This window comes from Myxococcota bacterium (genome assembly GCA_041389495.1).
In the GTDB taxonomy this organism is placed as follows: domain Bacteria; phylum Myxococcota_A; class UBA9160; order UBA9160; family UBA4427; genus JAWKRT01.
Window position 1 is genome coordinate 302,973 of the sequence record JAWKRT010000002.1, and the last position, 13,023, is coordinate 315,995.

The window sequence follows — 13,023 nt, forward strand, 5'->3', positions numbered from 1 at the left end:
GCGCCCTGCGGGGTCCGCGCGTGCCCTGCGCGGTCCGCGTGCGAAGTGGCCTGCCTCCCAGGTGGCGAACCGGCTCTGACGGGCTTCCGGGGTGCTGGCTAGGTTGCGCGCCGCGCCCGCTCCGGGAGGTCGCATGTCGCTCACGCTCTACTCGGGCCCGCTCAGCCTGTTCACCGCGAAGGTCCGCATCGCGCTCGACGAGAAGGGGCTCGACTACGAGCGCATCGAGGTCGGCTGGAGCCTGCGCGACCGCTACGAGCCGCATCATCCCGACGTCGTGCGCTTGAATCCGAGGAAGCAGGTGCCCGTGCTCGTCGACGGGGACGTGGTCGTCTGGGACTCGACGCAGATCCTCGAGTACCTCGAGGATCGCTTCCCCGCTCCGGCGCTCTACCCGCGCGACGTCGCTCTGCGCGCGCGCTGCCGCAGGCTCGAGGCGGTGGCCGACGAGCTCGTGTTCCCGCACGTGTGGGCGCGCATCGAGGAGGTCTTCTATCCGGCGCCGCCCGGCGGGCGCGACCCGGAGCGCGCCGCCATGGCCGAGCGCGCGCTGCGCGCGCACTGGGCGGCGCTCGACGCCGAGCTCGGCGAGCGCGAGTGGCTGTGCGACGCGTTCGGCGTGGCCGACATCGCGGTCGGCGTCTTCGCGTTCGCGGCGTCGACGCTCGGCGTTCCGATCGACGAGCGCACGCCGCGTCTTCGCGCGTGGAGCGAGCGGCTCGCGGCGCGAGAGGCCGTCGCGCGCGAGCAGCGGGCGACGAGCGAGTACGTCGCGTCGCTCTTCGCGGGGGGCGGCGCGGCGAGCGCGACGGACGGCGCCGCGGTGCCCGCGCGCGCATGAGCTCCGAGTGCGGGCGGCGCGCTCGCGCGGCGTCGCCTCCGTCGCCTCAGTCGCCGATCGCCCACGCGAGCGGCATGCCCGCGCCGGCGTCGTAGAGGTCGAAGATCTCGAGGCTGCTGAGCGCGCGCTGCCACACCGCGACCTCGTCGATCTCGCCGTCGAACCACTGCGCCTGGTTCTGGCGACCGCCGATGCGGAACTCGTCCTCGCCCGGGTGCGCGTCGCCGAACGGGAACGTCGTGTAGTTCGTGCCGAGCGCCGAGTAGAAGTCGAACTGGAAGGTGACGACGCCGCTCGCGTTCACGACGAGGGCGACCATCCTCCACTCGTCGAGGGGGGCGGGGCCGCCCGCGCCGCGCCACGTCCAGAAGTGCGCGGGTGTCGCGAGCGCGTAGTTCATCGATGCGTCCGCGAAGCGGGCGATCTCGTACTCGCCTTCCTTGCTGACGACGATGCCTCCCGCCGTCGCGTCCGAGCCGGGGCCCGCCGCCCGGAGCCAGGCCACGATCGTGAAGCTCCCCGTCGCCGCGAGCTTCGCGGTGCCGACCGCGTTCGCGACGCGCGCGTAGTCGCCGTTGCCGTCGACGGAGAGCGCGCCGCCGAACGCCCCGGCCGCGACGTGCGCCTGGCCGTGGAACGAGAGGTCGAGCGTCGCGTCGCCGTTCGGCGCGCGGTTCGCGCCCGGCGCGTCCTCGTCGAACGGCCAGTAGGCGAGGAGCCCGGGAAGGGAGCGCTCGAGCGCGTGCGTCCCGACGCGATCCGCCCCGTAGCGGATGCTCGCCGCGATCTGCGCGGGCAGCGACGCGAAGGCGCCCGCCGGGAGCGGCGTGCCGCGCCGCGCCTCGCGCGCCGCGAGCGCGTCGAGGCCGCGCTGCCAGGCCGCCGTCGCCTTGGCGATGCGCTCGTCGCGCCGCGTGTCGTCGCGCTTGCGCAGGTACGCCGACTCGGCCGCATACGCCTTGCGCGCGAGCGCGGCGCCGAGCGCGAATAGCTTCGCGCGCGCAGCGGAGCCGACCTGGCTCTGCACCGGCAGGATGGCGAAGTCGATCGAGCTCGCGACGGCGCCGCTCGCGCTGAAGCGGAACGGCTGCGCGCCGTGGCAGCCGCCGTCGCGCTGGGCCTTCGCGTCGGCGCGGGCGACGCGCGCGTCGAAGCGCGCGGTGGCGTCGGCGAGGCAGGTCGTCTGCTCGGCCTGGGCGGCGCCGGCGCCGGTGCCGCGCGCGAGCGCCTTGTGGTAGGCGGCAGAGCAGCGGATGGCGTCGTTCGTGCGGCGTGCATCGGCCGCGAGACGCCCGGCCTGGCACGCGCGCTGCGCGTCGACGGCGCGCGCGGGCGCAGGCACGACGGCGAGCCCCATCGCGAGCGCGAGCGCGAAGGCCAGACCGCGCAGCGCGAGCGACGACGCGCGGGGAGCGAGCGCCGATGCATGCGGAGCGGGAGCCGGGGTGCGGGGAGCGGGAGCCTGGGCGGGACGGTGCGAGCGCGGCACGATGCCTCCTCCGGTGGACTCCCGAAGCTTCGGTCGAGGTCGCGCCCTCCGGAATCCGCCGGCGGGGCTAGGCCGAACGGCCGACGGGCCTGCGAACGGCCGGGCCCGACTAGCCTCCGAGCCCCCACGCGAGCGGCATGCCCCGGCCGCCGTTGTAGAGGGCGGCGACCTCGTCGCGCTCGAGCGGTCGGTTCCAGACGGAGACCTCGTCGATCTGCCCCTGGAAGAACTGCGGCTGGTTCTGACGACCGCCGATGCGGAACTCGTCCTCGCCCGGGTGCGCGTCGCCGAACGGGAACGTCGAGAGGAAGCTCGTGATGATCGATCCCGATTGCAGGTAGTGGACGGAGACGGAGCCCGCCTCGACCTCGAGGACGACGAGCTTCCACACCTGGAGCGGCGCGACGTCGCCGGCGACGCTCCACGTCCAGAACCTCCCGGGCGCGGCGATCGCGAACTGCGGCCGTCCGTCCGGGAAGCGCGCGATCTCGTACTCGCCTTCCTTGTTGACGATGATGCCGCCGGCGCCCGCGCTCGAGCCCGGCCCGGTCGCGCGGAACCACGCGGCGATGGTGAGCGCGCCCTTCGCCTCGAGGGCCTTCGTGCCGGCCGCGCTCGCGACGCGCGCGTAGTCGCCGTTGCCGTCGAGCGTGAGCGACTCGCCGAAGAGCCCCGGCGACACGCCCGCGTTGCCGTGGAACGTGAGGTCGAGCGCGGTGCCGCCGCCCGAGGGCGAGCGGTTCGCACCGGGCGCGCTCGCATCGAACGACCAGTGCGCGACGAGCCCCATCGCCAGGCTCTCGAGCGCGCGCGTGCCCGCGAGGTGTGCGGCGTGCTCCACGCCGCGGGCGATGTCCGACGGCGCCGACTGGAAGTCGTGCAGGTCGAACGGGGTGCCCTGCTTCGCAGCCTGCTTCGCGAGCGCGTCGAGGGCGCGCTGGTAGCTCGCGAGGGCCTTCGCCGACTTCGCCGAACGCCGCGCGTCGTCGCGCTTGCGCAGGTCGGCGGCTTCGACGGCGTAGAGGGAGCGGGCGAGCGCCGCGGCGATCTTGTGCGCCTTCTCCCCGATCGGGTCCGGCGTCGGCGTGAACGTGTATGCGTAGTAGAGGGCGGACTCGGTCGCCGTCACGATCGCGGCGGCGCGGGTGAACACGCCAGGGTCGGCGCCGCGGCAGCCGCCGTCGCGCGCGGCCTTCGCATCGGCGACCGCGACCTCCGCGTCGAAGCGCGCTCGCGCGGCGTCGCGGCAGGCCGTGGCCGCGGAGTTCGCCTGCGACGAGCTCGCGCCGCGCGAGCGCGCCTTGTAGTAGGCGGCGCGGCACTTCGCGCTGTCGTTGGTATGGCGCGCGTCGGCCCGCAGGCGCGCCGTCTGGCAGGCGAGCTGCCGGTTGCTCGCCTCGGCCGGCGCGGGCAGCAGCATCGCTGCGATCGCGAGCAGGGCGGCGAGCGGCGCGAGGGACGGCGCGAGGGACGACGTTGCGGGGAGCCGGGTCGAGCGGGTCATGGCAGCACCTCCAGGGTCGAGCGGAGGCTATGGGGCGGCCCGGCCCTCCGGAACTGGCGGAGGGGTCTAGGCCGAACGGCCGGGTCGCACTTGCCGCTCGACTGCCGGGCGCGGCTGGCCGAGACGCCGGGCCATGCCTTCGCCGCCCGAGTTCCGCTTCGGTGAAGGGCGCATCAGCGGCGTGCTGTCGTTCGCGCTCGGCGCGCTGTCCGTGCTCGCCGTGCTGTGCTTCCGCTTCCCGGCGCTGCTGACGACGCCCGACGTGCGCGCGGCGGTGCCGGTCGACGCGCTGCGCGTCGTGCTCCTCGTCGCCATCCTGCTCGCCGCCGTGCTCGGCGCGCTGTCGTTCGCGCTCGGCGGCCGTCGGCGGCTCGCGCTCGGCGGCGTCGCGCTCGCGGCGCTCGCCGTCGTGCTCGGTGGCGCATGGGTCGAGACGCCTTCGAGCGTGCCCGCGCGGCGCGGGCTCGGGCTCGACTGGTTCGTGCTGAACCTGCTCGTGCTGGCGCTCGTGTTCGTGCCCGTCGAGCGGCTCTTCGCGCGACGCCCCGCGCAGCGCATCTTCCGCAAAGGCTGGCGCTGCGATCTCGCCCACTTCTTCGCGAGCCATCTGCTCGTGCAGGTGACGGTGCTGCTCGCGATGGCACCCGCGGCGTGGGCGCTCTCGGGCGTCGTCGTCGCGCCGCTGCAGGCGAGCGTGCGCGCGCTGCCGTGGGCCGTGCAGCTCGTGCTCGCGATGCTCGTCGCGGATCTCTTCCAGTACGCCGGGCACCGCGCCTTCCATGCCGTTCCGTTCCTGTGGCGCTTCCACGCGGTGCACCACTCGCCCGAAGAGCTCGACTGGCTCGCCGGCTCGCGCCTCCACCTCGTCGACATCGTGGCGATCCGCGCGCTCGCGTTCGCGCCGCTCTTCTGGCTCGGGTTCGACCCCGAGCCCGTCGCCGCCTACCTCGTCTTCGCGTCGTTCCAGGCCGTCTTCAACCACGCGAACGTGCGCTTCGAGGGGCGCGCGCTCCGCTGGCTGATCGCGACGCCCGCCTATCATCACTGGCATCACGCGAAGGACGCCGACGCCGTCGACGTGAACTTCGCCGCGCACCTTCCGGTGATCGACCTCGTGTTCGGAACGGCGCACGCGCCGGGCGGCTTCCCGCGCGCGCTCGGCGTGCTCGGCGAGGCGCCGCCGCCGACGTGGTGGGGCCAGCTCGTGTGGCCCTTCCGCCGCCCGCGCCGGGCGCGCTGACCGCGCGGTTCGCGCTTGCTCGCGGCCGAGCCTCTCGCCTAGGGTGCGCGCCACACACCCGGCGGGAGTACACATAAGTAATGGGAACGCTCGAAGGACGCCGCGCGCTCGTGACGGGCGGCGGGACGGGGATCGGGCTCGGCATCGCGCGCGAGCTCGCGCGCGCGGGTGCGCACGTCACGCTCGCCGCGCGCCGCGAGGACGTGCTCGCGGGCGCCGTCGAAGCGCTCGAGCGCGAAGGGCTCGGCGGGCGCGTCGCGCGCGTCGCGTGCGACGTGACGAACGAGGACCAGGTCGCCGCGGCCGTCGCGCGCGCGGCCGACGGCGGCAATCTCGACGTGCTCGTCAACAACGCGGGCTCGGCGATGCCGGGCGTCGTGCTCAACATGACGGCCGACGCCTGGCGCTTCTGCAGCGACATCAACCTCGTCGGCCCCGCGCTCTGCACGAAGCACGCCGCGCTCGTGATGAAGGAGCACGGCGGCGGCAGCGTCGTCAACATCTCCTCCGTCTCGGCGACGAAGTACCAGCCCTGGCTCATCGGCTACAACGCGACCAAGGCCGCGCAGGACATGTTCACGCGCTCGGCCGCCGTCGAGCTCGCGCAGCACAAGGTGCGCGTCAACGCCGTGTCGCCGGGCTTCGTTCCGGTGAACGACTTCATGAACGACGTGCGCGACGGCTACCTGCAGATCACGCCGCTGCGCCGCCACGGCCGCCCCGACGACGTCGCGCGCGCGGTGCTCTTCTTCGCGTCGCCCGAGAACGACTGGGTGACGGGCCAGGTGCTCGCCGTCGACGGCGGCCTCTCGGTGCCGCTCATGCTCGACATGGGCGGCACGGCGAAGCTCCTCTACGGCGAGGAGACGATCGCCGCCTACGCCGTCGAGGACTACCGGAGCGCGCCGAAGCGCTGACGCGCGGGCTTCGCTTTACGCGCGGCGGCCCCGCGGCGTAGGGTGCGCGCGCGCCCCTCGCACGGTTCCGCCCGCGGAACGGAGGCCCGCCCATGCCCATCCGGATGGCGCTCCAGATCCCGAACTTCACCTATCCCGGCACCGCGACGTCCGAGATCTTCGATCGCGTGGCGACCAGCGCGCAGACGGCCGAGGCCGCGGGCTTCGATGCCGTGCTGGTGATGGACCACTTCTACCAGCTGCCGATGCTCGGCCCGCCGCACAACGAGATGCTCGAGGCCTATCCGCTGCTCGGCGCGATCGCCGCGCGGACCGAGCGCGTGCGGCTCGGCACGCTCGTCACGGGCAACACCTATCGGAACCCCGCGCACCTCGCGAAGCTCGTCACGACGCTCGACGTCGTCTCGAAGGGCCGCGCGATCTTCGGCATCGGCGCCGGCTGGTTCGAGCCCGAGCACGCGGGCTACGGCTTCGACTTCCCGCCGATCGGCGAGCGGCTCGGCCGCCTCGACGAGGCGCTGCAGATCGCCCGCGCGATGTTCCGCAGCGAGCAGCCGACCTTCAAGGGCCGCTACTACACGACGGAGAACGCGCTCAACGTGCCGCCGCCCGTGCAGGCGGGCGGGCCCGCCGTGCTCGTCGGCGGCACGGGCGAGAAGCGCACGCTGCGGCTCGTCGCGCAGTACGCGGACGAGAGCAACTGGACGTGCGACCCCTCCGAGTTCCCGCGCAAGATGGAGGCGCTCGAAGGGCACTGCGCGGCCGTCGGGCGCGACCGCAGCGAGATCGGCGTGTCGTGGCTCGGCACGCTCGTGGTCGGCGAGACGACGGCCGCGGCCGAGTCGGCGCGCAACGCGTTCCTCGCGGAGCGCGGCATGGACTGGGCCACGCTTCCCGCCGCCGCGCAGGACGCCATCTCGCAGCGGCTCGTGCTCGGCGATCCCGACACCGTCGGCGAGTTCGTGCAGACGAGGATCCGCGGCCAGGGGCTCGACGGCATCGTCGTCAACCTGCCCGCGAACGGACACCGCCCCGAGGCCGTCGAGCTCGCCGCGCGCGTGCTCGCGGCTGCGCTCTGACACCCCCGCCGCACCCGAGGAGGCCCGCATGGCCTACGTGATCGACCCGCGCAAGAACTGGGAGCTTCCCGAGAAGATGCTCGTCGACGAGCGCGACCCGCGCCGTCGCCAGATCCTCGAATGCCTGATCGCGCACTCGAAGGCCGAGTCGAAGCCCGACTTCGAAGCGTTGATGGCGACCGTCTCGCCGCGCGCGCACTACCACAACTACTCGGACACGGCCGACCCGGTGCACAGCCCGAAGGGCAAGGACGGCGTCGCCGCCTACTATTCGATGATCGTCGGCTCGGGCATGAACCACATCGAGCACGCCATCGAGCGCATGTCCGTCGGCCGCGACGTCATCACTACCGAAGGCCGCATGCGCATGGCCTACCCCGGCGCGGTCCTGAAGCTGCAGGGCATCGACGTCCCCGACGAGAACGCGCTCTACGTCTACGAGACCCGCCTGCTGATCGTCTGGGAGTTCGACGACGACGGCCTCGTGCTGTGCGAGGACAGCTACGACGGCGGCGGCCCGAAGTTCGACGGCATCGCGGGAAGACGCGTGAAGCTCGAGGAGATCTGGCGAGCGGGGGCGTAGGCCGCGCGCAGGCCCGCCTACTCCTCCTCCAGCCCGTACACCGCCCGCGCTCCCGCGCTGAGCGCCTTCACCGCCGACTTGCGCGGCAACCCGCGCAGCATCTCGAACGACTTGCGATTGGCTTCGCCGGCGACCCAGCTCGGGCCGTGCGGGAGCCGTTCGAGGCCTTCGCGGGCGACGTCGTCCGCGTCCATTCCGGGCAGGGGGTCAGTGCCGATGAGGGCGCCGCTGCGCTCCATGGCGGGCGTGCGCGTGGCGCCGGCGACGAGGCCGAGGACGTCGACGCCGAAGGGCCGGAGCTCGGCCCAGAGGCCTTCGGCGAGGACGAGGTCGAAGGCCTTGCAGGCGGAGTAGGCGGCGGTCAGCGCCGATCCGACGGTTCCCGAGACCGACGAGAGCAGCACGATGCCGCCGCGTCGGCGCTCGCGCATGCGGGCGCCGAAGTGGTGCGCGAGGCGGACGGGCCCGATGCAGTCGAGCGCGACGAGCGACAGCGCGCGCTCGACCGGCGCGTCGTGGAAGCGCGCGACGCCGTGCGTGGCGCCGGCGTTGTAGACGAGCAGGCCGACGTCGAGGTCGTCCGTCCCGGCCCGGATGCGCGCGAGCGCGTCGTCGGCGGTGAGGTCGAGCGCGAGCGTGCGGACCTCGACGTCGCGGTGTGCGGCGGAGGCCACAGCGCGCAGCTCGCGCGCCGCGGCGTCGAGCGTCTCGGCGCGGCGGGCGACGAGCGCGACGCTCACCCCGGCCGCGGCGATGCGGTGCGCGAACGCGAGGCCGATGCCCTCGGACCCGCCTGCGACGAGCGCCCAGGGGCCGTAGCGGGCGGCGAAGGAGACGGGCTCCGCACTCATGCGCCGACGCGCCTAGCGAAGCGTGACGGCGGTGCCGCTCACGCTGACCATCATCATCCCGCCCTGGGCGCCGACGGTCTCGTAATCGATGTCGATGCCGACGATGGCGTTGGCGCCGAGCTCGTGGGCGCACTGCTCGAGCTCGCGCAGCGCGATCTCGCGCGCGCGGCGGAGCTCCTTCTCGTAGGCCGCCGAGCGGCCTCCGACGATGTCGCGGATGCCGGCGAAGAGATCCTTGAAGATGTTGGCGCCGAGGATCGCCTCGCCGGCGACGACGCCGTGGTACTGGGCGATCGAGCGGCCCTCGATCGTGGGCGTGGTGGAGAGCAGCACGGGCTTCGAGACCTCCTCGTCGCGCGCGGCGCGCGACGCCTAACGGAACTCCGGGATCACCTTCTCGCCGAGGTTGCGGATCGTCTCGAGCGCGGCCCACTGCGGGACGGTGCCCATCTGGATCAGGAACATGATCTCGTCGGCGCCGGCGTCGACGAGGCGGCGGACGTAGCCGCGCGCGTCCTCGACGGTGCCGTAGGCGTGGTTCGGGTTGTAGAGGCCCGTCGACTCGGTGCCGACCGAGATCTTCTCCTCGTGCAGGTAGGCGACGAGCTCCTCGCCGGCGGCCTCGAGCACCTCGCGGTCGTCCATGTCGGCGATCTCCGCGCGCGGCGGCGGCGCCTGGCCGGTGATGTCGTACCAGTGCCGGATGGCCTCGGTGAAGTAGCGCTGCCCGCGGTAACCGATGGCGCGCGCCTTCGCGTTGTCGTCGAGCACGATCGCCGGGCACAGCGCCGAGAGGTGCTCGACGGGGAAGGCCGGGATCTGCGACCGGGGCGTGCGGCGCGCGACGGCCGCGCGGTAGATCTCGTTCTTCCGGGCGACGTCCTCGGGCCCGCCGAAGCCCATGACGAGCGCGCCGAGCCCCCACTCGCCCGCCTGGTTGAGCGTCTCCTCGCGCGTGCACGCGAGGTACATGGGCGGGTGCGGCTCCTGGTAGGGCTTGGGGATCACGGGTCGGGGCGGGATCCGCATCGTCGGGCTGTCGTGCTCGAACACGTCGCTCGCCCACATCTTCGGGATGATGCGCGCGCTCTCCTCGAGCTGCGCGGCGATCTCGTCCATCTCGGTCTGGAAGGCGCCCGCTTCCTGCGGCGTTCCGCCCTTGCCGATGCCGAACTCGACGCGGCCCTTCGACAGGATGTCGAGCATGGCGATGCGCTCGGCGACCTTCACCGGGTGGTTCATGCGGAAGGGCAGGCACACGACGCCGTGCCCGATGCGGATGCGCTCCGTCTTCCCGGCGACGAAGGCGAGGAAGGTCTCGGGCGCGCTCATGTGCGCGTACCACTGCAGACAGTGATGCTCGACGGCCCAGACCTTGTCGAAGCCCATCTCCTCGCCGAGCACGGCCTGCTCGACGCACTCGTGCATCACCTGGAACTCGCCCTTGCGCGAGGCGTCCACCACCTGCGCCTCGAAGATCATCGAGAACTTCATCGCCCGTCGTCCTCTCGTCGGAGGCGAGCGCGTCGACGCCGCGCGACGCGCGTCCGGCTCGCGGCGGCGATCCTACCAGCTAGGCTCCCGCGCATGGCAAGCGGGGGCGCGTCGAACGGTGCGGGCGCGGTCGCCGACGTGCTGCGCGACGTCGAGGCGATCTCGTTCGACCTGTTCGACACGCTGGTCGACCAGGACATGGGCCGGCTCCCGTTCGTCGACTGGGAGGGGCGGCGCGTCCCGTCGACGGCGCTGTCGCTCCACGCGCTCGTCGCCGCCGCGCGCCCCGTTCCCGCCGACGACTTCCTGCGCGTGATGCGCGAGGTCGACCGCGACCTGCGCGAGCCGCGCTTCGCGCAGGGCCGCGAGCTCCCGACGCTCGAGCGCTTCCAGGAGGTCGTGGCGCGGCTCGGCATCGCCGACGAGGCGCTCGCGCACGCGATGACCGACGAGCACATGCGCTGGATCCGCTCGTGCACGACGGCGCCCGCGCACCACGCGCCGCTCCTCGCGCGCCTGGCCGCGCGCCGCGCGCTCGCGCTCTGCTCGAACTTCTCGCACACGGGGACGGCCGTGCGCGTCGTCGAGGAGATGGGCGTGCGCCCGCACCTGCGCGTCGTCGTCGTCTCCGAGGCCGTCGACGCGCGCAAGCCGTTCCCGGCGATCTTCGAGGCCGTGCTCGCCGGCCTCGGCGTCGCGCCCGAGCGCGTGCTGCACGTGGGCGACAGCCTGCGCGCCGACGTCGTGGGCGCGGCGCGGGCCGGCATGCGCACGGCCTGGATCACGCGCCGCGTGAAGGACCGCGCCGCGGCGCTCGCCGCGCACGAGGGCCCGCCGCCCGACGTCGAGATCGCCGACCTCGCCGAGCTCGAGTCGCTGCTCGCCGACTCGGCCGTCGACGCCTAACGAGGCTCGAGCGTCGCGCGGAAGCGGATGGGGATCTCGTTCTCGAGCGACAGCGGGTTGTACCAGCTCTTCGGCTCGCCGATGCCCCACTGCGTGCGGTCGACCGTGAGCTCGCCCTCGACGGTCAGCGGCGACTCGCCGAGCACCGTGAACGCGCCGTCGACGCTCTTCGTCGTGCCGAGCAGCGTGAGGTCGAAGGTGGCGGCGTAGCGCGGATGGCCGCCGGCGTCGGCGCCGTTCGGGCGCGCCGAGTGGACGCGCACCGTCGCGGTCGGGAAGCGCTCGACGTCGAAGAAGTCGGCCGTGCGCAGGTGCTCGTCGCGCTGCTCGATGCCCGTGTCGACGCTCGCGACGTCGACCTCGACGACCACGAAGCTCGCGGGCAGGTCCGCGAGGTCGACGTTCTGCTCGGCGATCGCGAAGCGGTGGAACGCGCCGTTCGCCGTGAGCACGGCGTTCTGGCCGATGAAGGTGATCTCGCCCGGCGGGTCGGCGGCGACGCTCGGCGAGGCGAGCGCCAGGGCGAGGGCCGCGAGGCACGCGCCGACGAGGGCGGTGCGCCCGCGCGAAGTGCGAGCGAGCGGGCCGGGAACGGGGTTCGACGTGCGACGGATCGGGCTCAACGGTGGGCTCCTCTCGGGGGAGGGGGGACTAGCATCCGCGCGCGATGCGCTCCTCGCGAAGCGCGCTGCGGCGCACCTTGCCGGCGTCGTCGCGCAGCGGGCGGTCGACGAGCTCGAAGGTGCGCGGGATCTTGTAGCGGACGAGGCGCTCGGCGAGGTGGGCGCGCAGCGCGTCTTCCGGAATGGGCGGGTGGGCCTCGACGATCGCGTGCAGGCGCTGACCGAGGTCGTCGTCGGGCAGGCCGATCACCGCGCTCGAGTGCACGTTCGGGTGCGCGTCGAGCGCGGCCTCGACCTCGGCCGGGTACACGTTCGACCCGCCCGTCACGATCATGTCGTTGCGGCGGTCGGCGAGGAAGAGGTAGCCCTCGTCGTCGAGGTACCCCATGTCGCCGAGCGACTCCCAGCCGTCGCGCGTCGCGCGCGCCTCGGCGCCGATGTAGCGATAGGTCGAGCCCTGTCCGCCGGGCGGCAGCATGTAGACCTCGCCGATCGTGCCGGTCGGAACGTCGCGCCCCTCTTCGTCGAGGATGCGGATGCGTCGCCCGTGCGTCGGCTTGCCGACGGAAGACGGTCGCACGAGCAGTTCGGTTCCCGTGATCATCGTGCCGCCGATGCGTTCGGTCGCACCGTAGGCCTCGAAGAAGTGCTCGGGGCCGATCCAGCCGATCCACGCCTGCTTGAGCCAGACGGGGCAGGGCGCCCCGCTCGTGTAGACGCTGCGCAGCGACGAGAGGTCGTAGCGGTCGCGCACCTCGGGCGGAAGTCGCCAGATGCGCTGCAGCATCGTCGGCACGAGGTTCACGAACTCGATGCGGTGCTCCTCGATCAGCGCGAGCACGCGCTCGGGGTCGAAGCGCGCCATCAGCACGACGTCGCCGGCGGTGAGGAGCGCGACCATCGCGTTGATGAACGGGCCCGCGTGGTAGAGCGGGCCCGGCACGAGCGCGGTGGTTCCCGGCTGCAGGCCGTAGAAGGGCTCGGACGGGTCGATCTCCGCGGGCACGGCGTCGACGATCACCTTCGGCGTTCCCGTGCTTCCGCCCGACGCGAGCGCCTGCCGGCTCGGCGGCAGGACGTCGGGGAGCGGGCCGTCGTCGAAGCCGCTCGTGTCGAGGCCGGCGGGCAGGCACGGGAGCGCGCCGTGCGCGCCGGGCTCGACACCGACCACGACCTTCGGGTTCGCGCGCTTGAGGATGGCGGCGCGCTCGATGGCCGGCAGCCGCGACGACACGGGCTGCGGTACGGCGCCGAGCTTCCACGCGCCGAACGCGGCCTCGAAGAACCCGATGCCGTTCGGCAGCGCGATGGTCACGAAGTCGCCGCGCTCGACGCCGTGCGCGGCGAGGCAGCGCGCCATGCGGCGCGCCGCGCGTTCGAGCTCGTCGCGCGTCGTCGTGCGGCCCTCGAACACGATCGCGCGCGCGCCCGGGTCGCGCTCGGCGTGCAGCGTCAGGGCGCGACCGTAGGAGTACGTGGGCATGCGCGTCTTCCCG

General features: G+C 73.4%; 13 protein-coding genes. 6 read left to right on the forward strand and 7 right to left on the reverse strand.

Going from position 1 to position 13,023, the window contains the following annotated elements; translation table 11 throughout:
- The first annotated feature begins 133 nt into the window (after nucleotides 1–133).
- Complete coding sequence (locus tag R3E88_12065; protein ID MEZ4217207.1) at nucleotides 134–841, forward strand: glutathione S-transferase family protein; 708 nt, start codon at nucleotides 134–136, stop codon at nucleotides 839–841.
- 46 nt (nucleotides 842–887) lie between these two features.
- Here R3E88_12065 and R3E88_12070 read toward each other — a convergent pair whose 3' ends face one another.
- Together R3E88_12070 and R3E88_12075 are read right to left on the reverse strand one after the other, a co-directional pair.
- A complete protein-coding gene (locus R3E88_12070) occupies nucleotides 888–2,330 on the reverse strand; it encodes a LamG domain-containing protein (protein MEZ4217208.1) in 1,443 nt (480 codons plus the stop codon).
- A gap of 109 nt (nucleotides 2,331–2,439) precedes the next feature.
- Nucleotides 2,440–3,834 (reverse strand): LamG domain-containing protein, encoded by a 1,395-nt coding sequence (locus tag R3E88_12075; protein ID MEZ4217209.1) that lies wholly within the window; start codon nucleotides 3,832–3,834, stop codon nucleotides 2,440–2,442.
- 133 nt (nucleotides 3,835–3,967) lie between these two features.
- Here R3E88_12075 and R3E88_12080 point away from each other — a divergent pair, with 133 nt between their 5' ends.
- From R3E88_12080 to R3E88_12095, 4 genes are all read left to right on the forward strand, one after another.
- On the forward strand, nucleotides 3,968–5,074 hold the full coding sequence (locus R3E88_12080) for a sterol desaturase family protein (GenBank protein ID MEZ4217210.1): 1,107 nt from the start codon (nucleotides 3,968–3,970) through the stop codon (nucleotides 5,072–5,074).
- An 80-nt stretch (nucleotides 5,075–5,154) separates the two neighbouring features.
- Nucleotides 5,155–5,991, forward strand: coding sequence for an SDR family oxidoreductase (locus tag R3E88_12085; protein MEZ4217211.1), 837 nt, complete (start codon nucleotides 5,155–5,157; stop codon nucleotides 5,989–5,991).
- A 92-nt stretch (nucleotides 5,992–6,083) separates the two neighbouring features.
- Nucleotides 6,084–7,070, forward strand: a complete 987-nt coding sequence (locus R3E88_12090; protein ID MEZ4217212.1) for an LLM class F420-dependent oxidoreductase — start codon at nucleotides 6,084–6,086, stop codon at nucleotides 7,068–7,070.
- A 28-nt stretch (nucleotides 7,071–7,098) separates the two neighbouring features.
- Nucleotides 7,099–7,653 (forward strand): nuclear transport factor 2 family protein, encoded by a 555-nt coding sequence (locus R3E88_12095; protein MEZ4217213.1) that lies wholly within the window; start codon nucleotides 7,099–7,101, stop codon nucleotides 7,651–7,653.
- Nucleotides 7,654–7,670: 17 nt separating this feature from the next.
- Here R3E88_12095 and R3E88_12100 read toward each other — a convergent pair whose 3' ends face one another.
- From R3E88_12100 to R3E88_12110, 3 genes are read right to left on the reverse strand one after another with little or no spacing between them, the layout of a single operon-like run.
- The gene (locus R3E88_12100; protein MEZ4217214.1) at nucleotides 7,671–8,504 is read right to left on the reverse strand and encodes an SDR family NAD(P)-dependent oxidoreductase; all 834 of its coding nucleotides are present in this window, start codon (nucleotides 8,502–8,504) and stop codon (nucleotides 7,671–7,673) included.
- 12 nt (nucleotides 8,505–8,516) lie between these two features.
- On the reverse strand, nucleotides 8,517–8,837 hold the full coding sequence (locus R3E88_12105; GenBank protein ID MEZ4217215.1) for a heavy metal-binding domain-containing protein: 321 nt from the start codon (nucleotides 8,835–8,837) through the stop codon (nucleotides 8,517–8,519).
- A gap of 39 nt (nucleotides 8,838–8,876) precedes the next feature.
- Entirely contained in the window at nucleotides 8,877–9,998 is a 1,122-nt protein-coding gene (locus tag R3E88_12110; protein MEZ4217216.1) for an LLM class flavin-dependent oxidoreductase, read from the reverse strand.
- Nucleotides 9,999–10,091: 93 nt separating this feature from the next.
- On the opposite strand from R3E88_12110, the gene R3E88_12115 reads away from it, so the two are divergent.
- Complete coding sequence (locus R3E88_12115; protein ID MEZ4217217.1) at nucleotides 10,092–10,904, forward strand: HAD family hydrolase; 813 nt, start codon at nucleotides 10,092–10,094, stop codon at nucleotides 10,902–10,904.
- Here the strand turns inward: R3E88_12115 and R3E88_12120 are convergent.
- Complete coding sequence (locus R3E88_12120) at nucleotides 10,901–11,527, reverse strand: YceI family protein (protein ID MEZ4217218.1); 627 nt, start codon at nucleotides 11,525–11,527, stop codon at nucleotides 10,901–10,903. The two genes, R3E88_12115 and R3E88_12120, sit on opposite strands and share 4 nt — an antisense overlap.
- Before the next feature lie 28 nt (nucleotides 11,528–11,555).
- Nucleotides 11,556–13,010, reverse strand: a complete 1,455-nt coding sequence (locus R3E88_12125) for an AMP-binding protein (GenBank protein MEZ4217219.1) — start codon at nucleotides 13,008–13,010, stop codon at nucleotides 11,556–11,558.
- Between the last annotated feature and the right edge of the window lie 13 nt (nucleotides 13,011–13,023).